Source organism: Nocardia sp. (assembly GCF_025465275.1).
GTDB lineage: Bacteria > Actinomycetota > Actinomycetes > Mycobacteriales > Mycobacteriaceae > Nocardia.
This window is the reverse complement of the sequence record NZ_JAODNK010000142.1, coordinates 25421-46223: the sequence shown is the minus strand read 5'-3', so window position 1 is coordinate 46223 and position 20803 is coordinate 25421. Positions and strand designations below refer to the sequence as shown.

Below are 20803 nucleotides of genomic sequence, written 5' to 3'. Positions count from 1 at the left end.
TCGCTTCCGCACCACGAGATGTAGCAGATATGCTACATATCATCCGGCTTCTACTACGGAGGATGGTATGACCGTCGGCGAAGATGTTGTATTGGACGTCGAACAGCTGCGAATGCGATACGGCACGCGAGATGTGCTGCACGACGTCACTTTTCAGGCACATGCGGGCGAGGTGCTGGTCCTGCTCGGCCCGAACGGGGCGGGCAAGACCACGACCATCGAAATTCTCGAGGGGTTCCGCATGCGCTCGGCGGGGCGAGTTTCGGTACTGGGCACCGACCCGGCACACGGGGACGAAGCCTGGCGCGCACGGATCGGGGTGGTGCTGCAGTCCTGGCGCGATCACGGCAAGTGGCGGATCCGCGAACTTCTCGACTACCTCGGCATGTTCTATGCGCCCTACTCCACCGGCAGCATTCGCCGTCCGTGGGACACCGATGAACTCATCGCGGCGGTCGGTCTCACCGCACACGCCGATGCGAAGGTCATGACGCTCTCCGGCGGGCAACGCCGGCGGCTGGATGTGGCCATCGGCATTGTCGGGCGGCCGGAGCTGCTGTTCCTGGACGAGCCGACTGCCGGCTTCGATCCGCAGGCCCGGCGCGAATTCCACGATCTGGTGCACCGGCTCGCCGATGACGAGCACACCACCATCCTGCTCACCACCCATGATCTGGATGAGGCGGAGAAGCTGGCCGACCGCATTCTCGTACTGGCGGGCGGGCGGATCATCGCCGACGGGTCCGCCGATCAGCTGTCCCGGCGCATTGCCGGTGAGGCCGAGGTGAAGTGGACGCGGGACGGCCAGCGCTTCGTGCACACCACCACCGAGTCCACCAAGTTCGTCTACGAGCTGTTCCAGCAGCACGGCGCGGAGATCGAGGAGCTGGAGGTGCGGCGCGCCTCCCTCGAGGACACGTATATGACACTGGTGCAGCGCTTCGAGTCCGGCCAGGAGGAGAACGATGTGCACACGCTGGAGGAGGTAGTCCGATGAATCCCATCAGCATCGCGGTCAAGGCCGGGTTCCGGCGCGGCTGGATCGAACTGCGGCAGACGCTGACCAACGGCCAGGACCTGTTCATCCAATTCTTCTGGCCCGTCATGACTTTGGTCGCGCTGTACTTCATGCGCAATGGCAGCTTCGCAGCCAGCGGGCTGAAGCTGGGTGCGCTGGCGCTGCCGGGCGTCCTGGGCATGCTGATCGCCTTCAACGGCATGTTCGGCATCTGCCAGGGCCTGACCACGGACCGCGAGGACGGCACGCTCTTGCGCGCCAAGGCGACTCCGAACGGCATGGTCGGCTATCTGATCGGCAAAATCGTCATGGTGTCCGGAATCGTGCTCTCCCAGCTGATCATGGTGCTGGCGGTGGGCGCGTTCATCATCGGCGGCGTGCGGCTGGGCACGGTCGGCTCCTGGATGACCCTGATCTGGGTGCTGGTGCTGGGCCTGCTGGCCGTACTGCCGATCGGCGCGGTGCTCGGATCGATCTTCGAGAGCCCACGCGCCATCGGTTTCATCTCCTTCCCCATTATGGGTCTGGTGGCGATCTCCGGAATCTTCTACCCGATGACAGCCCTGCCCGGCTGGCTGCAGGGCGTGGGCCAGATCTTCCCGATCTACTGGCTGGGTCTGGGCATGCGCTCGGCCCTGCTGCCGGACAGTGCGGTGGCGGTGGAGCTCGGCCACTCCTGGCGGCACCTGGAAACCGTTGCGATACTGGGCGTCTGGTCGATTGCCGGACTGCTGCTGGCACCGGTCGTGCTGCGCCGCATGGCGCGACGGGAATCCGGGTCGAGCGTGGCGGCCCGGCGCGAGAAGGCCATGGCACGTGCCTACTGAGGTCATTTTCAATCGGATCGCGATGCTGCGCGCCGAGCGCGGCATCTCCCGGCGGGAGCTGGCGGAAGCGCTCGGCGTGCACTATCAGACCATCGGCTACCTGGAACGCGGCGAATACAGCCCCAGCCTGCATCTGGCACTGCGGGTTTCGCAGTACTTCGAGGTCCCGGTGGAGGTGGTCTTCTCCACCGACCCCTTCCCTCGCATAGGCTCCGAAACGGCGTAGACCGCTGTGGTCAGGCGCCGCGCATGACCGAATACACCGGTACCGGCGTACCCGCGCTCTCCGAGGCGGCAATCGCCTTGCGCCACAGCGCCTGTGCGGTGCGGGAGAGCGAAGCATCCACGCCTGCTTCCACACTGGCGTCGACCACGTGCTGCGCCCCGGCATCCATCATGGTCAACTGGGCCCGATCACCCCAGCCACCGGCTTTCGCGGCAGCGGCAAAATCGGTCATGAAGTAGGGGAACGCCTCGTTGGAGCGCAGTGCGAACGGAAGGAAGCGGTCGATCTCGTTGCCGGAGTTCGCGATCAGCGCCAAGGCCTGGTCGAAGGCCAGCATCCACGGATGGAAGATGGTGAGCAATGCCTGGTAGAAGACCTGTGCCAGACCGTCATCCACACCCAGGTACTCCGGTGGACTGAGCGGGCGCAGCAACTCGGCGTGCGCGCCGAAGACCTCGCGCGGACCGCTGTAGAAGATGTACGACGCCGGATGCGCGATATTGTCGCCCGCCGACATGACACCGCCGGGCAGGAATTCCGCACCGTGCCCACGCACCCAGGCTGCACCGCGGCGCGTCTGCTCCGGCGAATCCGAGGAGAGATTGGCTATCACCTTGCCCGCCAGGCATTCCGACGCCTGACCGAGCACGTCGTATGGCGGCGTAATGGGTGAGGCTGAGCACCGCCACCTCGTTCGCATCCAGGGCCTTCGCCACGGTGGCGGCCCGCTTCGCACCGAGTTCGACCATGGCCTCAGCCTTTTCGGCACTGCGGGGGTGCTCGGCGACCGCCCGAAACTCTTCGGCGAAATCCGCCGCCTCCGCACCGGCGTCAGCGAGAAGGTCCTCGCAGAAAACCTCCGCCACCTGGAATCCAGCGGCGTAGTCCACCGCGAGATCCCACCCCGCGTGGAGTACTCCCTCACCCCTCTGGGCGAGGACCTCAACCTCGCCCTCCGCCCCCTCGAACACTGGGGCGATCGAAACCGCACCCGACTCCTGGCCCCCACCCCCTGATCCGAACCTCCCTCGTACTGATCGCACACACTCAAATCGTGAATTGCTCGGCGAGGCGTTCGCCGATGCGCTCCACGAGGTTCGCGGCATCGGCCATGCAGCGCACAGGATCTGGTTCCAGGTCGGTGAGTGCGTAGGCGGCGGCGAATCCGGCGGCGTGCCACTGATCCGGAGTGAGTTGCAGGCGACCGGACACGGCTACGACCGGGATGTCCGCGCGGCGGGCGGCGGTGGCTACGCCCATGGGGGCCTTGCCGTGCAGGCTTTGCAGGTCGAGGGAGCCTTCTCCGGTGACGATCAGGTCGGCTCCGGTCAGATGAGCGGGGAAGTCGACGAGGTCGAGAACGACGTCGATGCCCGAGCGCGGGACCGCGCCGAGCACAGCCATCGCACCGAAACCGGTGCCGCCCGCCGCGCCCGCACCGGGTTTATCCGCCCATTCGGGGCCGATGAGTTGCGCCCAGATCGTCAGGGCCGCTTCGAGAGTCGCGATCTCGGCCGGACCTGCACCCTTCTGTGGCGCATAGACCGCGGCCGCTCCGGCGGGGCCGAGTAGTGGATTGTCGACATCGCTGGCGAGAGTGATGCGGGTCTGCGCCAGCGCGGGGTGCAGACCGGTGCGGTCCACGCGGTCGCCGCGACCGAGAACGATTTCAGGCCAGGACAATTCGGCGCCGCGAGTATCACGGATACGTAGCCCCAGAGCGTGCAGCATGCCCGCACCGCCGTCGGTGGAGGCGCTGCCGCCGAGGCCGAGCACGATATCGCGCACCCCGCGGTCCAGGGCGTCCGCTATGACCAGACCGAGTCCGTAAGTGCTCGCGCCCACAGGATCGAGTACTCCACCAGGGAGTTTCACCACTCCGACCACTGCTGCCAGTTCGATCACGGCGGTATCGCCCCGGACGGCGTAGGCGGTGTCGACGGTTCTGCCGGTAGGGCCGAGGGCCCGCACCGGCACCCGCTCCCACCCAGCCGCGAGGAAAGCGTCGACCGTCCCGTCACCTCCATCCGCAACCGGCAGCTGCCGCACATCCGTGTGCGGCGCGGCGCGGCGGATGCCCCGGGCGAGCGCGGCCGCCACTTCGGCGGCGGTCAGCGAGCCTTTGAATTTGTCCGGGGCGAGAATCACCCGGCGTGGTCCGGCGTGTGTCACCCGCTCAGTCTCACCGATTTCCGCGCGCGCGACACGCCCGGAACGCCGGAAAGTAGATACGGACAAATAGCCTGGGCAAACGGGTTAGCGTCGCACCATGCCGAGTGAGTCGAATGGGTCGGTCGACGTCCGCAGGAATACCGAACTGGATCGCTTCGAGCTGTACGTCGACGGCGACCTCGCGGGCGTCGCCGCCTATCAGGACACCGCCAATGAGCGCGCCTTCGTGCACACGGAGATCTATCCGCGCTACGAAGGCCTGGGGTACGGCCGCAAACTCGTACAGGGTGCGCTCGATCAGACCACTGTCGCGGGCTTCGGCATTCTGCCGATGTGCCCGATGGTGCACCATTTTGTCGAATCCCGGCCGGAGTACCTGACATTGGTGCCGCAGTGGTCGCGGGAGCGCCTGAATCTGCCCCAGCAATAGTCGCGAGTCAGTAGGCGGCGACCGCCCCGTCGAGCGCCGTCTGCAGTTCATCGCGCACGATGCGGGTGATCTCGGCGGGCTTGGTGGGCAGCGCCGGCACCGGCACACCGAAATAGAAGCTGGCCGATTTGGCCTCCTCCTTGGTGGGCTCCACCTTCGGGTCCGGCCTCGGCCCGTAGCTGAGGCCCAGGCTCACCAGCACCGGATCGGCCCCGAGCTTCTTGGCCCGGAAGGCGATGTGCCCGATGCCGGTTCCCACGGTTTGCACCTGAGCCGGGTCCACATCATTGCAGGTGCCCTCGGGGAAGACCGCGACCCCGTCACCGCGTGCCATGCGCTCGGCACAGATATCGATCATGCGCTGTCCGGCGGCATTCACCGCGCGGAGCCCGTGGTCCTTACCGCGGAATACCGGAATCCCGCCCATCATGTCGATGCGGCGGCGCAGTTCCGGTTCCTGGAACAGCTCGTCCTTGGCCAGCACCCGCGTGCGCCCGATGACCGGTCGCAGCACGCTCCCCCAGGCCGCGGCGGCCACCGTATAGGGGTCCAGCTGCGACAGATGATTGACGGCGATGAGCAGCGGCCGGCGCTGGGAGATCAACTCACGCAGCCGTTCCCGCGCACCAGGCGCATACGAGATCCGCGGCCGGTACCGCCGGCCCAGCAGCCAGTACGCTGCCCGCGCCTTCAACAGATTCTGCTGATGATCGAGATAGAAGTCGTACACCGCGTCATTGTTCTCGAGAATTACCTCGGGACGTTCCATAACGCCACCTAACCATCAACCCTCCGAGACAACCACACAGAGTTCGCGGCCCGTCTCGGTCTGGACTGCGGCTCCATAGACCTGCGCCTTGGAGCGGGGGAGCGAAGCGGAGGAGCATAGGAGGGAAGACCGAGACAAAGGGGGCCGCGAACCCGCCCGGAGCGAAGCGGAGGGCAAATTAAACACAGCAAAGAGCCTGCAGCGGTGGAATGATGGCGGAGTGGCACGCGCAGAGGAACACGGTGACCGTTCTCGACGCGAATTCCGGCATGAGGACCAGGTGGTACGTCCTGGGACTCTGCTGGTGTCGGCAACGGACCTGGTGGAACCATCCTTCCGGCGCACCATTGTGTACATCATCGAGCACAATGACGCGGGCAGTCTCGGCGTGGTCCTGAACCGCCCGAGTGATACGGCCGTCCACGATGTACTCCCCAATTGGGCCGAGCTGGCGGCGCCACCCCGCGCACTCTTTCTCGGCGGACCGGTGAAACGCGATGCCGCGCTGTGCCTGGCCACGGTGAAGGTCGGCGCCTCGTTCGCCGGTATCCCGGGTCTGCGGCGGGTGGACGGCCGGGTGGCACTGGTCGACCTCGACTCCGACCCGGATCGCATCGCTCCGCTCGTCGAGGGCATCCGTATCTTCGCCGGTTATGCCGGCTGGACCTTCGGGCAACTCGAAGGTGAATTGGATCGCGGGGACTGGATCGTCCTGTCCGCACTTCCGACCGACCCGCTGGCGGGCCGCACCGACCTATGGGCGCAGGTGCTGCGCCGGCAGCCGCTGCCTTTGTCCCTGCTCGCCACGCACCCGATCGAACTGGAACGCAACTAACATCGTGGTTCTGGTATGAACCCCACACCATGCGGTACGCAACGACTGATTTGGTGAGTTATGGGTAACTCCCCGGGTACCCCCGGAACGCAACCAGACTCCGAACCGCCGGCCCGGTTCAGAAGTCTCGCCGTCCCCGCCGATCGGCAAAAGTCCCGGGGAGGCGGGGAAGCATTGCTCCGTGTGCTCTACGAGGAGCACGCGGCCGCATTGTGGCGATACACGTACGGCCTGGTGGGAGATCCCGGCCGCGCGGAGGACATTGTGCAGGAAACGCTTTTGCGAGCCTGGCAGCGACCGAATGTGCTCGACCAGTCCACAACCTCGGCGCGGGCCTGGCTCTTCACGGTGGCCCGTAATCTGGCGGTGGACGAGCATCGCAGCGCCAGAAGCCGGCGCGAGTTCCGAACGGACAATCCGCCGGAGGTGCCGACGCCGGATCAATCGGATAGAGCACTGGACGGTTGGCTGGTAGCCGACGCACTGGCCCGATTGACCATCGATCATCGTGAGGTCATCGTCCGCGCCTACTACCGGGGTCTGTCCACTCATCAGATCTCGGCGGAATTGGATATCCCGGAGGGGACGGTGAAGTCCCGTATGCACTACGGCATGCGGGCACTGCGTTTGGTGCTACAGGAGATGGGGGTGACGAGATGACGGAGGGCCACGACCTCTGTGACGGCTACACCACGTGGGACGGGTCGTACGTGCTCGGCGCCCTGGCCCGCGACGAGCGCCGCGAGTACGAGGACCACCTGGCGAGCTGCGACCACTGCCGGACGGCCGTGTCGAAGCTGGCCGGGCTACCCGGACTGCTGGCGCTGGTGGACGAGGACACGGCGCTTTCCATTGCGGCGCAGGAGGATCCGCCGATCGCGATACCTCCGCCGCCGGAACGCATGCTGCCACAGCTGGCGGCGCAGGCCCGGAAAAGGGAGCGCCGCAAGCGATTTTGGTCGGTGGGTGGTGCGGTGGCGGCGGCCGCGGCCACCGCACTGATCGCGGTGCCGGTGACGGCCACCCTCGCGGAGCGCGACGTTCCGGCCATCGAGCAGGTGGTGGCCCAGGGGCCGCTGCAGGCTCAGGTGGCCACCCCGATCGCCGCCACCTACAAGCTGCTCTCGGTGAACGGGCAGACGCGGGTGGACATGATCTGCAACTACCCGCCGTCCAATGAGATCTACGCGTGGCAGCTGTCGCTGTGGGTGGTGCGCGCCGACGGCACCCAGTCGAAACTGGCGGAGTGGACGGCGAAACCGGGTCAGGTGTTCACCCCGGACGGCACCACCTCGGCCACGCCGGGCGATGTGAAATCGGTGGAGATCCGCAATGCCACCGGCAAGATCCTGCTGGCAGCCGGGCTGTGATGTCTGCCTCCGCTTCGCTACGGCGGGGTCGTGGCCCTGTTACCCGGGTCTTCCCTCCTCCGCTCCTCCGCTTCGCTCCCCCGCTCCGTCAGTCCAGACCCGGGCGGGCCACGACCTTGGGGCGGGGGAGGGCGCGGGCGGGCCGCGAAGCTTCAGCTGGTCTTACGCCGGAAAACTGATGTGGACCAGAAGTATCCGATCGCACCGAGCGCCAGGCACCAGGCGATGGCGAGGATGCCGTTGTTGCCGATTTCGGTGCCCATCAGCAGCCCGCGCAGGGTTTCCGTAATGGGGCTGAAGGGCTGGTACTCGGCGAACTGCTTCACACCGGCCGGCATGGTGTCGGTGGGCACCAGACCGCTACCGAGGAACGGCAGCAACAGGATCGGCGTGGCCAGATTGCCCGCACTCTCCGGGTTCTGGGCGACCACACCGAAGCCCGCGCCGAGCCAGTTCAGCGCGAAGATGGTCAGGCCGATGAGACCGAAGGCGGCCAGCCACTGCGGTACACCCGCATCGTGTGACCGGAAACCGATGAGCACAGCCACCAGGGTCATGAGGCTCACGCCTGCCATACCCTGGATCCAGGTGCCGATCACCTGACCGGTCAGCACGGACGACTGCGAAATATGCATGGTGCGAAAACGATTGACGATGCCCTTGGTCATATCGGTATTTACCGACACCGCGATGCCCGCGATCATGTACGCCGGAATCATGAGCATCATGCCGGGCGTCAGGTACTGGATGTACTTGGCGCCGCCGGTCGCACCCCGCAGCGCACCGCCGAAAATGTAGTTGAACATGAGCAGCATGAAGATCGGCATGAGCAGAATACCGATAGTCATCCCGGGATATCGCTTGGCGTGCACCAGATTCCGGCGCAGCATGGTCTTCGAGTCAGCGAACGAGGTGCGCCCGCCCATCGCCCGGCCGGTACCGGTGTTCGAATCGCTGAGCGCTGCTGTGTTCATTTCGCATTTTCCTTTTCGGGAGCGTGGCCACCGGTGAGGGCCAGGAAGACGTCGTCGAGATCGGCGGTGTGCACGGACAGTCCGGCGGGCTCGACGCCGGCGGCATCGAGGCGGTCGATCACCTCGCGCACCGAGCGCACGCCGCCGTCGCTCGGCACGGCCAGCGTGAGATCACCGTTGACCTGGGCGGCGTTACCCAAAGCCAGTGCTGCGGAGTCGAGTTCGGCGCGATCATGGAAATCCAGCCGCACATAGCCGCCGGGTACCAGCCGCTTGAGCTGATCGGGGGTGCCCTCGGCGACCAGGCGGCCCTGGTGCAGCACCGCGATGCGGTCGGCCAGTTGATCGGCCTCCTCCAGATACTGGGTCGTGAGGAAGACGGTCACACCGCCTGCGACCAGGTCGCGAATGATGTCCCACATGACGCGGCGGCTGCGCGGGTCGAGGCCGGTGGTGGGCTCGTCCAGGAAGATGATGCGCGGCTGCCCGACCAGAGTCATGGCCAGATCGAGGCGGCGGGTCATACCGCCGGAATAGCTGGACGCCACCTTCTCGGAGGCATCGACCAGATCGAACTTCTCCAGCAATTCCACTGCGCGACGGCGGCTTTCAGTGCCCGGCAGGTGGTGCAGGTCGCCCATGAGGAGCAGGTTCTCGCGGCCGGTGAGCAGTTCGTCGACCGCGGAGAACTGTCCGGTCACACCGATGATCGAGCGGACGTCGTCCGGCTGCGTCGCGAGATCGTAACCGCCGACCCGCATTTCGCCGCCGTCCGCCTTGATCAGCGTGGAGAGGATCTGCACGGTGGTGGTCTTGCCCGCGCCGTTCGGGCCGAGCAGCGAGTAGATGCTGCCTTCCGGAACGGTGAAGTCGATCCGGTCGAGCACAATCTGCTCCCCGAACGATTTGCACAGACCCGCAGCCTCGATGGCTGCCGGGCGGTGGGCGGTGGTCATGGGTTCCCCTTCTCATCAATAGGTACGCATGAATGCATGACTTACCTAGGCCGTGACCGCTGCGGCTGCGATCAAAGCTGTTATGTGTTCAGTTGTGCGACAGGCTGTTCAGAGATCAGGCGGTTCAGATGTCGAGCACTTCGATATTCCGGTGCTCGGTGATGTCGACGACGCGGGCGAAGAGCCGATCGGGGATCTTGCCCTCCAGCTCGCCGACGCTGTCGACGACCTCGAAGAGGTAGTCACCCCAATCCTGTTCACCCACACCGAGAAAGCGCCGCCACTGCTTCCAATCCTTGAGGATATTGGTGTCGGTCGGGAATTCACTCCAGTAGGAGAAGTGGCTGTGCACCGCGTACGCGCCTTTGCGTGTGCGGTACACCCGAATGTCCTCGACGCGCTTGTCGCCGACCTGGTGCCACTCGGTCAGCAGTGCGCCGGAGAAACGAATCTGCCGCACCCCGTCCTTGCCGACCTTCAGGACCACCTCGTCGTAGCCCTCTACGCGGCCCTCCTCGAGCTCGATGAAGCGCCGCAGTGCCGTCACGATCGCACCCGATAAATTGCCCCCCACCAGCTCCTGCGCACGCTGAAACAGTTTGAGGTCCTCATCGGATACGTAGATCGTCTTGTTCGGCATGAGCCAACTATACGTAGACGTATACATACATGGCAAGTGATCCGGTCGGGTTTGACCCGGCTCGATGCGGGAATGGTCCTCCAGCAGGCGTACGGCGGACCCGCCGGATTGAACCGGCGACGGCTCGCATTCGTATCCCGAGTACAGACTCGGGAGTCCGGTGTCAGGCACCGAAGGGAGCCGCCCGATGCACAATCGAACACGCGTGGTGGATCACCTGGTCAAAGCCGTTTCGGAGCTGGGAGTGCGGCATATATTCGGCGTCGGCGGCGCGAATATCGAAGACCTCTACGACGCGGCATTCGATCATCGCGAACTTGTCACCGCCGTGGTCGCGAAGCACGAATTCTCCGCCGCCACCATGGCCGACGGTTATGCCCGCGCCACCGCCGGCCTCGGCGTGGTCGCGGCGACCTCGGGCGGCGGCGCCATGAATCTGGTCGCCGGGCTGGCCGAATCCTTCACCTCCCGCGTACCGGTACTCGCGCTGATCGGGCAGCCGCCGACCGTCCTGGAAGGCAAGGGCGCCTTTCAGGACACGAGCGGGCGGGCCGGCGCCTTCGACGCGGTTCGGCTGTTCACGCCGATCTCGCACTACTGCGCCCGCGTCGAGGCCCCCGCCGACCTGCCCGCTCACCTCACCCGCGCCATCCATGCCACGCAGCACGGTGGTCCGGCGGTATTGCTGCTGCCCAAGGATATTCAGCAGGCGGAACTCGTCGCGCCCGCGTTCGCCCCGCCGCTGCGCGCCTATCGCCGCGATACCGAGAGCCTGTGGAGAGTTGTGCACACTCTGCAGGCCGCCCGGGTCATCGGCAAGGTGGTGATCATTGCCGGAGATCAGGTCGCCCGCGACGCCGCGCGCGGCGAACTGGCACAGCTCGCCGCGGTGCTCGATGCGGCCGTCGGTGTGGCTCCGGACGCCAAGGATGTCTACCACCACGCCGATCCCGGATTCTGCGGCGTAGCGGGCAGCATGGGGCATCCGGAACTCATCCACGCACTGCACCGGGCCAGCCTCTGCCTGCTCATCGGCACCCGTATGCCGGTCACCGCCCGCGCCGGGCTGGAGGACGCGCTGGCGGAGGTGCCGCTGGCCAGCATCGGCGGGGAGATCCCGTTCCTGGGCTCGATCCATGCGCGCAGCACCGATCTGTCGCTCACGCTGGCCGAGCTGATCGGCGAATTGACCGCTGCCACACCGATTCACCTGCACGGCCCGGGCAGCGAGGCGGCCGCGGACGGCCCGCGGCATATCCGGTTCAGCCTGCAACTGGTACCGGACAGCGGAGAGGTCGCGGATCTATCCACAACTGTCACAGGTCTATCCACAGCGTTCGACAACTCCGGTACCGCGATCACCGCCGTCCAGGCCGAGCGCGACGAACAGCCCGAAGATACGGCCGCGCAGCCCTCGGAAGGTCCCGGGCTGCGGTACCGGGAGGTGGTCGAGGCCATCAACGAGGCGCTGCCCGAGGGCGCGGATGTGTTCGCCGATGCCGGGAACACCGGCGCCGCAGTGGTTCATCATCTGCGGCTGCCGCGGGACGGCCGGTTCACGGTCGCCCTGGGGATGGGCGGGATGGGGTATGCGTTCGGAGCCGGCATCGGCTCGGCCTTCGCGCGGAGCCAACGCCCGGACGGGAGTATGCGACGGACCTACGTCATCGCCGGTGACGGTGCATTTTTCATGCACGGCATGGAGATTCACACCGCCATCGAGCACAACCTGCCGATCACCTTCATTGTCTTCAACAACAACGCGCATGCCATGTGCATAACTCGCGAACAGCTGTATTACGGGGATCGCTACAGCTTCAACAGATTTCGACCGGCGTATCCGGGCGCCGGTCTCGCGGCCATGTTCCCGGATCTGTGCACACACGCACCCATCACCAGAGCCGATCTCGCCGAATCACTTCGGCACTGCGTCGGCAGTCCAGGTCCGTCGTTCATCGCCGTCGACTGCGATCCCGACGAAATCCCACCTTTCACGCCGTTTCTGACGGCACCGCGGAGGTAATCGTGACCACCAGCGCCCTGCCTGCACTCAGCGACATCCCCGAGGGGGTGGTGCCCGGACTCTTACGTATCGAGAACTCCGACCGCGAGGAGACCACCCCCGTCATCCTCGAAATGCTCCGGTCGGTGTATCCACACGACCAGATCTTCGGCGACTATTGCCCGGTCCAGGCCTATATCGAGGCTCCCCCGCGCGAGCTGTACGAATATCTTTCGGACACACGGTCATTGGAGGAGTGGACCTACAGCCTGCGCGGCTTCACCGAAACCGCGGAGCCGGGACTGTGGGAGTCGTACGACCGGCTGGGCCCCAATACCCGCATCTACACCCGCACCGTCGCCAATCCCGATGCCATGACGGTGGATTACCACTGTGCGTGGGATCAGAGCAAGCACCTGTGGATGATCTACCTGATGCGGGTGGTGGACGCGCAGGTGGTATTCGACAAGCCCGGTTCGGTGGTGTTGTGGACCAACTGTCATCACCCGTTCTACGACCGGAATCCCTACCAGGACAGCGCACCCGAGGGTCGCAAGGTGTGGGTCGGCGACTTCTGGGAGATGTTCTCGGCCGGGCACCAGCTGGAAATGGACAACCTCAAGGCGATCGCCGAATACCGCGCCGCACACGGACTCCCGCTCACCCCCGACTGGATGAAGTAGGTAGGCGCACCATGGATTTCACGGACCCCACCCTGCAAACACGGTCTCCGGTCAGTCTGGTCGATGTGGCCAGCTATCTGCCCGGTGAGCCGGTCGGCACCGAATACTTCACCCAGTTCTCCCGCTCCGAGCGCATGGCGAAGAACGTCATGTTCCGGGCGCCGAAGGGCCGACATCACGTGGGCCGCGACGAGCGGGTGCACGATATGGCGGAGCAGGCCATCGCACCGCTCATCGAACGCCATGGGGCACAAGAACTTGCGAATATCGACATCCTGATCACCCACACCCAGCTGCCGGACAATCCGGTACTCGGCGCGGGCGGCGAGGTGGCGCGGCGAATGAATATGAACCCCCGCTACGTCTTCGATGTGCACAATGGCGGATGCGCCGCCTTCGTGCACATGATGTGGCTGGCCCGCACCATCATGCAGAGCTCCGATGCGCGCACCGCGCTCATCGTCGCCACCCAGAACTGCGCGGGCCCGGTCTTCACCCAGCCCGAGATCCGCAAACTCGCGCAGGCCCCGGTGCCCGGCGACGGCTGTGGTGTCGGACTGCTCGTAAAGAACAACACCGCACCGATTCTCGATATCGAGTGCCGCACCTATCCGGAATTCGCCGGGGATATGGAGTTCTCCACCGGCTCCGACCGCAAGTACTGGGAGCCGGGCGAAGGCGAGGGCTGCGTGACCTTCAGCGAATCGAAGGTCGCCAAGGTGTTCGCGCGCGGCAATCGCCTGGTCCCGGAGGTGGCGCAGGTGGTGTGCCGGCGCATCGGGGTGAAGAGCAGCGATATCGATACCCTGGTCACCAATCAGCCCAACCGGCTCTTCCTGCGCAACTGGCACGATGCGCTGGAGCTGCCCGCCGAACGACATCCCGACACCTTCGATCATTGCGGAAACCTGTTCGCCGCAGGCATTCCCGTCACCCTCGACACCGAGAACGAGGCGGGGCGGCTGCGCAATGGTTCGATCGTGCTCATGTCGGCGTTCGCGCATGCGGGGGACTTCGCGGGTGCGGCGGCCGTGCGCTGGGGAGCGGCAAGATGAGTGCGTCGCTGGAGGCCTACCGATTCGAGACCGTGCGCTTCGATCTCAGTTTGAGCGAGAACCCGTTCACGCCACTGCCTTCCGTCATACGCGCACTCGACGACAGTCTCGCGAACGCGAATCGCTATCCGGAATTCCTGCCGCGTGTCCTGCCCCGGATCATCGCGGACCATATCGGCGTGGACCCGGACCAGGTGGTGGTCGGATCGGGTGCGACGGGGGTGGCCATGCAGATCATGCAGACGCTGCCCGCATCCGGCGCTCGATTCGTGTTCGCCACACCGACTTTCGACGGCTATCCGATCATGAGCGGCATGGTCGGGCTGCGCTCGCATCCGGTGGCACTGGATTCGTCCGGCCGGCAGGATCTGTGGGCCATGGCACGGGCGGTGGACGAGAACACCGGGCTGGTGGCGGTGTGCCGGCCGCACAATCCGACGGGCACCGTCGTTCCGGCCAGCGAGTTGAAGGCCTTCCTATACTCGGTTCCGGCCACCGTGCCGGTCATCCTGGACGAGGCGTATATCGAATTTCTCGGCGCGACAGACACGCTCGACACCGTGGAGTTGGTGCGGCGGCACCCGAATGTGCTGGTGCTGCGCACCTTCTCGAAGGCGTACGGGCTCGCGGGCCTGCGCATCGGATATGCCTTCGGCGCACCGGAACTGGTACAGCGCGTGCAGCGGCTGCAACTGCCGTTCGGGACGCCGTCGGCCGCCGTCGCCGCGGTGAGCGCCTCCTATGCGGCGGAGGCCGAACTCGGGGAGCGCATCCTGCGCATCACCACCGAGCGGGAACTCTTGCGGACAGCACTGCGGCGCAATGGCATTCGGGTTCCGCGCAGTAGCGCGAACTTCCTGTACCTGCCCGGCCGCGAGGTCGCCCCGGCCCTCGCGCGCGCCGGGATAGTGGCCAAACGCTATCCGGACGGCAGTGCGCGCATAGCGGTCGGCGATCCGACCGCCGGGCGTGCGGTATTGAAGGCGCTGGCCACCCGGCCGACCACGGGTGCGCGCCCACTGCGCCGGGACGACAGCCGGGTGCTGTCGCTCACGGTGCGCTCCGAGCCCAGCGTTGTGCGAGCGCCGCACAGGTGATCAGCTGGATCTGATGGAACATCATGAGCGGCAGCACGATCAGGCCGATGGGATGACCGGCGAACAGGACCGTCGCCATCGGCAGACCGGTGGCCAGACTCTTCTTCGATCCACAGAACACCACCACGATCCGATCGCCGCGATCGAAGTGCACGGCCTTGCCGAGCGCGGAGGTCGCGGCGATCACCAGTGCCAGCAGCACACCGCACACCAGGGCCAGCAGCAGAATTCGCCACGGGGACAGGGAATGCCAGATGCCCTCCACCATGCCCGCACTGAAAGCGCTGTAGACCACCAGCAGGATGGAGCCGCGATCCACCAGCTTGGTCGGCTCCGCATAGCGGGCCAGGAAGCCCTTGACCTTGGGGCGGATCAGCTGGCCCAGGAAGAACGGGACCAGGAGCTGCAGCACGATATCGCCGATCGAGGACAGATCGACTTTCGCCTGACCGGTGGTGTTCATCAGCAGGATCACCAGTGCGGGCGTGAGGAAGACGCCCAGCAGATTGGAGAGCGTCGCGCTCACGATCGCGCCCGCCACATTGCCCTTGGCGATCGAGGTGAAGGCGATCGACGACTGCACCGTGGACGGCACCAGGCACAGGAACAGCAGTCCGGTGTACAGATCGTCGGTCAGTACGTGCGGCACCAGCACTCGCGCGGCAACACCGAGAATCGGGAAGAGCACAAAGGTGCAGGCGAGCACCGTGGTGTGCAACCGCCAGTGCTTCAGACCGGTGACCGCCTCGTGCGAGGAAAGCCGGGCGCCGTACAGCAGGAACAGCAATGCGATGGCAATCTTCGTCAGCCAGGTCACTACCGTCGCGGCCTCACCTCGCGCCGGGAAGACGCTGGCCACAGCGACGGTGGCGAGGATCGACAGGATGAACCCGTCGATGTAGAACTTGCTGAGAAATCGCACCGAACCAGGCTAATCACCCAGCAATTCCGGGATTAACACCGCACCCATACCTCGGCGATACTCATGTTGATCTGTGTTTCAGACGCTGTACATACAGACGACTCCGAGGATGGAATCGCCATGGACCCCTGGACCGCCCTGGCCGGCGCACCGCGCACGGCCGCCGATACCTGGGGTATCTCAGGCCCGACCTTCCTGAGCCTCTACGCCCTGGCCGGTGTCCTTGCCGCGCTGTACGGATTCGGCAGGCGCGCCATGATCCTGCGGGACGCGCACAGACCGGAGGAATCAGCCCGCGCACTCTCACCGACCGAAACCGCCATGCTCTTCGACGACCGGCGACCCGTTCTCACCGGTCTCGCCCAATTACGCGGCTACTACCTCATCGACTCCACCGGCACACCGACCCGCACCCCGACCACCACCGAAGAACACCTGCTGGACCCGGTTTCGCGCACCCTGCACACGCATCTGCGCAACTCGGACAAGCGGCATGTGCTGTTCCTCGCGGGAGCCGCGCGCGACGCACTCACCTCACTGCGCAATACCCTGACCGACCGCGGCTACCTGATCAGCCCAGAACAGCGGAATGCCCTGCTGCTGGCCGCATTTCCGCTCGGCATACTGTTCCTGCTGGGCGTCCTGCGCATCATCGCCGGCATCGCCAACCAGCACAGCGTCGGCTACCTGATTCTCGCGCTGATCGTGGTACTCGTCGTCATGCTGCTGGTACGGCGCCCACCACGCCTGACCCGCCTCGGCCGCCACGTCGCCGACGAATCCGTCCGCCGCAACGGGCATTTGCGCCCGCACAACGCACCCGCGTACAGCGCCTACGGCCCAGACAGCGCCGCCATGGGCACCGCACTCTTCGGCGCGACAGTGCTGTGGAGTCTCGACCCGGCCCTGGCCGGCGCGACCGGAACCCTCGCCGCAAGTGGAGGATTCGGCGGCTCGGGGGGCAGTTGCTCGAGCAGCGACGGCGGCAGCAGCGGCAGCAGCTGTAGTGGCGGTAGCAGCTGTGGAGGCGGGGGCTGCGGCGGCGGGTGCGGCGGATGACACGGCCCGCATCGAGAACACAACCGCAGCCGGCGGAAGCGGTGGCAGCGGCACAGGCGCTGTGGCTGCCGAATAGCGACAGTGCGGGCGGCCTGCTCCCGGACAGAGCTATCGGCATCGGCTGGCGGCGCGAAATCTGCGGCATGATCGACGCTCTGGACGGGATCGGATTCTGCGAGGTCATCGCGGAGTCGCTGGTCGCGGGACCGGACCGGTCGAATCAGCTCGTGGGCCGCGCTGCGGCCGCGATGACCGGTCTGGTCGGACGGCGTGATTCACGCGGTGAAGTTGTAGTTCCCGACGAGCTCGCCGCGCTGGTCGCGCAAGGCATAGCCACCGTGCCGCACGGGATTTCGCTGTCGCTCGGGGGTGCGGAGCCGGTGGATGATCGGCGGGTCGCGCATTTGGCCGCGTGTGCGCGGGCGCTCGGATCGCCGCTGGTGAGCGAGCATATTGCGTTCGTGCGGGCGGGTGGCATGGAGGCTGGGCATCTGCTGCCGGTGCCTCGCACCCGGGAAGGGCTGGATGCGCTGGTACGCAATGTCTCCCGCACCCAGCGGGAGTTGGAGGTGCCGCTCGCGGTGGAGAATATCGCGGCACTGTTCGAGTGGCCGGATGCCGAGTTCACCGAGGCCGAGTTCCTCCGGGAATTGGTGGAGCGCACCGGAGTTCATCTGCTGCTCGATATCGCGAATGTCTATGCCAACGCCCGCAATACCTCCCGCGATCCACTCACCGAGCTCCTGCGGCTGCCGACCGAGCGGCTCGCCTACTGCCATGTGGCCGGGGGCCGGGAGACCGGCGGGCGCTACCACGACACCCACGGCGACCCGGTGCCCGCGGAGGTGCTGGCCCTGGTCGCCGAATTCGCCGCCGACCGTTCGGTGCCGCTCCTGCTCGAGCGCGACGGAAACTACCCGCCCGCAGCCGAATTGCTCGATGAGCTCAATGCCATCGCCACCGCCTCCCGGCGCCCGCTCATCACGGTGCACGCGAAGGCCCGGCAGGCATGACCGAGTCGGGCAGCCTCGCCGAGCAGCAGGCGGCAGTCGTGCGGGCATTGGTCGCCGGTGCTGCCGTACCCCCGGGCTTCGATGCGTCGGATCTCTCGGCAACCGCGCATGCGCTGCTACACAAGCGCGCCGACGAAGTAGCGCACCGCTTCCCGCTGCTCGCGCACAGCTGCGGACCGGACTTCACCGCCCGCTTCCTCGAGTGGGCACGTACCCGCCCCAAGACCACCACCGCCGAGGACGCGGCTGCCTTCGCGAACCACATCGACATCCCGCTCCCCCGGCGCAAGTGGTGGCAGCGGTCGCGTTAATTCGACTGCACGGGAACGGCTTTCAGGTCGAGATGAGCGCCGGCGGTGGCGTCGAGTGTGGCCATGGCCAGCTCCAGCGCCTCGTCCCGCGAAATACGCTGGTGCAGTAGCCATTCGATGGCTACCTCGCGGATGAACGCAATCCATCCCGCCAGTGCCGCCGATGCCAGATCACGCCTGTGGCCCGTGGCCGCACAGGCGTCGAGTATGCGATCACAGATCGCTGTGAGATCTTCGGCGACCGGGCCGCGCACAGCCGGATCATTGGCTACCGCACTGCGATTCGCGATGAACACCAGCGGCACGTGCGCCCGGTAGAAATCCAGGTGCGCCGCAAGCGCGACGGCCACACCGTCACGGACGGACCGGGCGGGGTCGATGGTCGCCTCGGCGAGCAGCCGATCATGCGCGCGCTTCCAGATGGCGGCGAAGAAATCACCCTTCGTGGGGAAGTAGTGGTACATCAGCGCCCGCGAAACCTGAGCGTGCGCGGCGATGTCCTCCATCGCGATGTCGTCGAAAGCGCGTTCGCCGAACAGCTGCGCGCCCGCGTCCATGAGCTCGTCACGACGCTGCTCGGGAGTCAGGCGTCGACGGCTGGGCACGTGGTCATCGTAGGTGGAAGGGGTTGACGCACGACCGGCGAGGCGCATACCGTCACACTATTCAACAGTCGTCTAATAGGGGCTCACATGCGACAGATTCTGCGGATCTGGCTGGCGATATTCGGGGTGGCCTGCGTGGGAATCGCGGTAGCGCACCTACTCTTCGGCTCGTCCACGATCATCGGAGGCGGGACCGTCAATGCGACCATCGATTCCGATATGCGGTTCTACGCGGTGCTGTTCCTGGCCTACGGACTCGCGGTGCTGTGGTGTGTCCGGGACATCGAGACCAAGGCGCTTCCGATCAATCTGCTGAGCCTGATCTTCTTCGCCGGCGGCCTGGCCCGGGCGCTGGCCTGGATCGCGACGGGTCAGCCGAATTGGTTCTACGTGCTGATGACTCCGGTGGAACTGGTTGTGCCCGTGGTCAATTACCTGCTGGTCCGCGCGGTGTGTCGACCGAGTGCAGTCGCACGAAGCTGACGCATGCATGGGTGCTAATGTCCCTACCGGTTTGCTGGATTGCACCCACCATCTCGGAAGGGAAGCTCTATGACACAGACCCATGCTGCTCACACCGATCACGATCACGCACACGGCGCTAGTTGCGGACACGTTGCTATTCCGCACGGCGATCACGTCGACTATGTGCACGACGGACATCTGCACCGCGTTCACGATGGTCATTACGACGAGTGCGAGCCCGCCGATCACACCCCGCACGACACTCACGAGCACCAGCACGGCGACGGCTGCGGGCATGTATCGGTGCCGCACGGCGATCACGTCGACTACATCCACGACGGCCATCGGCACGCAGCCCACGACGGTCACTACGACGAGCACTGAGGCATGCTGGCCTCATGATCGAGGTCATCACCGTCGGCACGGAGCAGGAGCTGGCCGACGCATACTCCGTACGCATGAAGGTTTTCGTGGCGGAACAGGGTGTGCCGGAGGAGCTGGAACTCGACGAGCTCGATGAGACGGCCGATCACTTCCTCGCCCGTCTCGACGGGCAGCCGGTCGGCGCGGGCCGCCTGATCGTTCGTGAGGACGTAGGCGTGCTCGGCCGGCTGGCCGTACTGGCCGAAACCCGGGGCACCGGCCTCGGGGTCGCGCTGGTGGGAGCCATCGAAGAACGGGTGCGCGAACGCGGGTTGGCCGCGGTCGAACTACACGCGCAGACGCACGCGCAAGGCTTCTACGAACGGCTCGGCTATCAGGCCTACGGCGATATCGGCGATGACGCGGGCATTCCGCACATCTGGATGCGCAAGAACCTCGGGTAGCCGGAAATCAGTTGGCGGCGGGCGCGCAGGCGTCGCGCAGCGAGCACGAACCGCAGGCGGTGCCGCAGCCGCCGACCTCGGGAGCGGGCGCATTGGCCGCGAGCGCATTGGCCGCCGCAGTAGCCCCGGCGCCGAGGGTGAAGACGGCAATGACCAGGGTCAGCACCGAGATGATCACGGCCGGGATACCACCCGCGACCACGGCGACTCCGCCACCGGCGGCCAGCAGCACGCCCGCCACGATGGACGTCGGTGCGGCCACCTGATTGGCGAGCCGGTAGTTCTCCTCGGTCCGCACGGCTTCATCGGTATGAACACCGAAGATGCGATTGGGCGGGAGGGTGCCGGTGAGCCCGAGCACTCCGGTGACCACGGCCACCGCCGACAGGACAAACAGAATGAGCGCTACAACCAACACTCTGTTTAATTTACCTACGCTTCGCTCCGGTGGGTTCGCGGCCCCTGGTCGCGAACTTGGCACGGATGTTCTTGCGGCGTGTCGGGTCCGGTCGTCGGCCCCTTTTGGGTGTGGGGGTGCACACGCTTT

Annotated in this window: 27 protein-coding genes; 18 read left to right on the top strand and 9 right to left on the bottom strand. The window is 65.9% G+C overall.

The window, feature by feature from the left end:
* Positions 1-67: 67 nt before the first annotated feature.
* From JWN03_RS30940 to JWN03_RS30930, 3 genes are read left to right on the top strand one after another with little or no spacing between them, the layout of a single operon-like run.
* Complete coding sequence (locus JWN03_RS30940; RefSeq protein WP_297622369.1) at positions 68-997, top strand: ABC transporter ATP-binding protein; 930 nt, start codon at positions 68-70, stop codon at positions 995-997.
* Entirely contained in the window at positions 994-1845 is an 852-nt protein-coding gene (locus JWN03_RS30935; protein WP_297622367.1) for an ABC transporter permease, read from the top strand. Before JWN03_RS30940 ends, JWN03_RS30935 begins: the two co-directional genes overlap by 4 nt.
* Positions 1835-2071, top strand: coding sequence for a helix-turn-helix transcriptional regulator (locus JWN03_RS30930; protein ID WP_297622364.1), 237 nt, complete (start codon positions 1835-1837; stop codon positions 2069-2071). Before JWN03_RS30935 ends, JWN03_RS30930 begins: the two co-directional genes overlap by 11 nt.
* 10 nt (positions 2072-2081) lie before the next feature.
* Here the strand turns inward: JWN03_RS30930 and JWN03_RS30925 are convergent, their stop codons facing one another.
* Positions 2082-2720 (bottom strand): NAD(P)-dependent oxidoreductase, encoded by a 639-nt coding sequence (locus JWN03_RS30925; protein ID WP_297622362.1) that lies wholly within the window; start codon positions 2718-2720, stop codon positions 2082-2084.
* 16 nt (positions 2721-2736) lie between these two features.
* Between JWN03_RS30925 and JWN03_RS30920 the strand changes: the two genes are divergently transcribed.
* Positions 2737-3087, top strand: coding sequence for a winged helix-turn-helix transcriptional regulator (locus JWN03_RS30920; protein ID WP_297622360.1), 351 nt, complete (start codon positions 2737-2739; stop codon positions 3085-3087).
* A 31-nt stretch (positions 3088-3118) separates the two neighbouring features.
* On the opposite strand, the gene JWN03_RS30915 is transcribed toward JWN03_RS30920, so the two are convergent.
* Positions 3119-4243: a glycerate kinase gene (locus tag JWN03_RS30915; RefSeq protein WP_297622358.1), complete on the bottom strand. Its 1125-nt coding sequence runs from the start codon at positions 4241-4243 to the stop codon at positions 3119-3121.
* A gap of 97 nt (positions 4244-4340) precedes the next feature.
* On the opposite strand from JWN03_RS30915, the gene JWN03_RS30910 reads away from it, so the two are divergent.
* On the top strand, positions 4341-4673 hold the full coding sequence (locus tag JWN03_RS30910) for a GNAT family N-acetyltransferase (protein ID WP_297622356.1): 333 nt from the start codon (positions 4341-4343) through the stop codon (positions 4671-4673).
* Between the two features lie 7 nt (positions 4674-4680).
* Here JWN03_RS30910 and JWN03_RS30905 read toward each other — a convergent pair whose 3' ends face one another.
* Positions 4681-5442 carry a lysophospholipid acyltransferase family protein gene (locus JWN03_RS30905; RefSeq protein ID WP_297622354.1) on the bottom strand — a complete coding sequence of 254 codons (762 nt, stop codon included), beginning with the start codon at positions 5440-5442 and terminating at the stop codon, positions 4681-4683.
* A gap of 220 nt (positions 5443-5662) precedes the next feature.
* Between JWN03_RS30905 and JWN03_RS30900 the strand changes: the two genes are divergently transcribed.
* The 3 genes from JWN03_RS30900 to JWN03_RS30890 all read left to right on the top strand — a co-directional run bounded on the left by JWN03_RS30900 (position 5663) and on the right by JWN03_RS30890 (position 7647).
* Entirely contained in the window at positions 5663-6277 is a 615-nt protein-coding gene (locus tag JWN03_RS30900) for a YqgE/AlgH family protein (RefSeq protein WP_297622352.1), read from the top strand.
* A 174-nt stretch (positions 6278-6451) separates the two neighbouring features.
* Positions 6452-6937: a sigma-70 family RNA polymerase sigma factor gene (locus tag JWN03_RS30895; RefSeq protein ID WP_297622350.1), complete on the top strand. Its 486-nt coding sequence runs from the start codon at positions 6452-6454 to the stop codon at positions 6935-6937.
* Complete coding sequence (locus tag JWN03_RS30890; protein WP_297622349.1) at positions 6934-7647, top strand: zf-HC2 domain-containing protein; 714 nt, start codon at positions 6934-6936, stop codon at positions 7645-7647. Before JWN03_RS30895 ends, JWN03_RS30890 begins: the two co-directional genes overlap by 4 nt.
* A gap of 152 nt (positions 7648-7799) precedes the next feature.
* Here JWN03_RS30890 and JWN03_RS30885 read toward each other — a convergent pair whose 3' ends face one another.
* The 3 genes from JWN03_RS30885 to JWN03_RS30875 form a co-directional block, all read right to left on the bottom strand.
* The gene (locus tag JWN03_RS30885; protein WP_297622348.1) at positions 7800-8621 is read right to left on the bottom strand and encodes an ABC transporter permease; all 822 of its coding nucleotides are present in this window, start codon (positions 8619-8621) and stop codon (positions 7800-7802) included.
* Complete coding sequence (locus JWN03_RS30880) at positions 8618-9577, bottom strand: ATP-binding cassette domain-containing protein (RefSeq protein ID WP_297622346.1); 960 nt, start codon at positions 9575-9577, stop codon at positions 8618-8620. The genes JWN03_RS30885 and JWN03_RS30880 overlap by 4 nt, the downstream gene beginning before the upstream one ends.
* Before the next feature lie 124 nt (positions 9578-9701).
* Positions 9702-10217, bottom strand: coding sequence for an EXLDI protein (locus tag JWN03_RS30875; RefSeq protein ID WP_297622345.1), 516 nt, complete (start codon positions 10215-10217; stop codon positions 9702-9704).
* 187 nt (positions 10218-10404) lie between these two features.
* On the opposite strand from JWN03_RS30875, the gene JWN03_RS30870 reads away from it, so the two are divergent.
* Genes JWN03_RS30870 through JWN03_RS30855 form a run of 4 tightly spaced genes read left to right on the top strand, consistent with a single transcriptional unit; the run spans position 10405 to position 15054 of the window.
* A complete protein-coding gene (locus JWN03_RS30870) occupies positions 10405-12240 on the top strand; it encodes a thiamine pyrophosphate-binding protein (RefSeq protein ID WP_297622344.1) in 1836 nt (611 codons plus the stop codon).
* 2 nt (positions 12241-12242) lie between these two features.
* A complete protein-coding gene (locus JWN03_RS30865; RefSeq protein WP_297622343.1) occupies positions 12243-12902 on the top strand; it encodes an SRPBCC family protein in 660 nt (219 codons plus the stop codon).
* 11 nt (positions 12903-12913) lie between these two features.
* The gene (locus JWN03_RS30860; RefSeq protein ID WP_297622342.1) at positions 12914-13957 is read left to right on the top strand and encodes a 3-oxoacyl-ACP synthase III family protein; all 1044 of its coding nucleotides are present in this window, start codon (positions 12914-12916) and stop codon (positions 13955-13957) included.
* Positions 13954-15054 carry an aminotransferase class I/II-fold pyridoxal phosphate-dependent enzyme gene (locus tag JWN03_RS30855; protein ID WP_297622341.1) on the top strand — a complete coding sequence of 367 codons (1101 nt, stop codon included), beginning with the start codon at positions 13954-13956 and terminating at the stop codon, positions 15052-15054. Before JWN03_RS30860 ends, JWN03_RS30855 begins: the two co-directional genes overlap by 4 nt.
* Here JWN03_RS30855 and JWN03_RS30850 read toward each other — a convergent pair.
* Entirely contained in the window at positions 15008-15976 is a 969-nt protein-coding gene (locus JWN03_RS30850) for a bile acid:sodium symporter family protein (protein ID WP_297622339.1), read from the bottom strand. The genes JWN03_RS30855 and JWN03_RS30850 overlap by 47 nt on opposite strands.
* 120 nt (positions 15977-16096) lie before the next feature.
* Here JWN03_RS30850 and JWN03_RS30845 point away from each other — a divergent pair, with 120 nt between their 5' ends.
* From JWN03_RS30845 to JWN03_RS30835, 3 genes are all read left to right on the top strand, one after another.
* On the top strand, positions 16097-17035 hold the full coding sequence (locus JWN03_RS30845) for a TIGR04222 domain-containing membrane protein (protein WP_297622337.1): 939 nt from the start codon (positions 16097-16099) through the stop codon (positions 17033-17035).
* A 143-nt stretch (positions 17036-17178) separates the two neighbouring features.
* Entirely contained in the window at positions 17179-18048 is an 870-nt protein-coding gene (locus JWN03_RS30840; protein ID WP_297622404.1) for a DUF692 domain-containing protein, read from the top strand.
* Positions 18045-18359, top strand: coding sequence for a hypothetical protein (locus tag JWN03_RS30835; protein WP_297622335.1), 315 nt, complete (start codon positions 18045-18047; stop codon positions 18357-18359). The genes JWN03_RS30840 and JWN03_RS30835 overlap by 4 nt, the downstream gene beginning before the upstream one ends.
* Here the strand turns inward: JWN03_RS30835 and JWN03_RS30830 are convergent.
* Positions 18356-18964 carry a TetR/AcrR family transcriptional regulator gene (locus JWN03_RS30830; RefSeq protein ID WP_297622333.1) on the bottom strand — a complete coding sequence of 203 codons (609 nt, stop codon included), beginning with the start codon at positions 18962-18964 and terminating at the stop codon, positions 18356-18358. The two genes, JWN03_RS30835 and JWN03_RS30830, sit on opposite strands and share 4 nt — an antisense overlap.
* Positions 18965-19051: 87 nt before the next feature.
* On the opposite strand from JWN03_RS30830, the gene JWN03_RS30825 reads away from it, so the two are divergent.
* The 3 genes from JWN03_RS30825 to JWN03_RS30815 all read left to right on the top strand — a co-directional run bounded on the left by JWN03_RS30825 (position 19052) and on the right by JWN03_RS30815 (position 20256).
* Positions 19052-19447 carry a DUF4345 domain-containing protein gene (locus JWN03_RS30825; RefSeq protein ID WP_297622331.1) on the top strand — a complete coding sequence of 132 codons (396 nt, stop codon included), beginning with the start codon at positions 19052-19054 and terminating at the stop codon, positions 19445-19447.
* 69 nt (positions 19448-19516) lie between these two features.
* Complete coding sequence (locus JWN03_RS30820; protein WP_297622329.1) at positions 19517-19813, top strand: hypothetical protein; 297 nt, start codon at positions 19517-19519, stop codon at positions 19811-19813.
* 14 nt (positions 19814-19827) lie between these two features.
* Positions 19828-20256, top strand: a complete 429-nt coding sequence (locus JWN03_RS30815) for a GNAT family N-acetyltransferase (protein ID WP_297622327.1) — start codon at positions 19828-19830, stop codon at positions 20254-20256.
* Positions 20257-20263: 7 nt separating this feature from the next.
* Here the strand turns inward: JWN03_RS30815 and JWN03_RS30810 are convergent, their stop codons facing one another.
* Positions 20264-20674: an SdpI family protein gene (locus JWN03_RS30810; protein ID WP_297622325.1), complete on the bottom strand. Its 411-nt coding sequence runs from the start codon at positions 20672-20674 to the stop codon at positions 20264-20266.
* Positions 20675-20803: the final 129 nt, after the last annotated feature.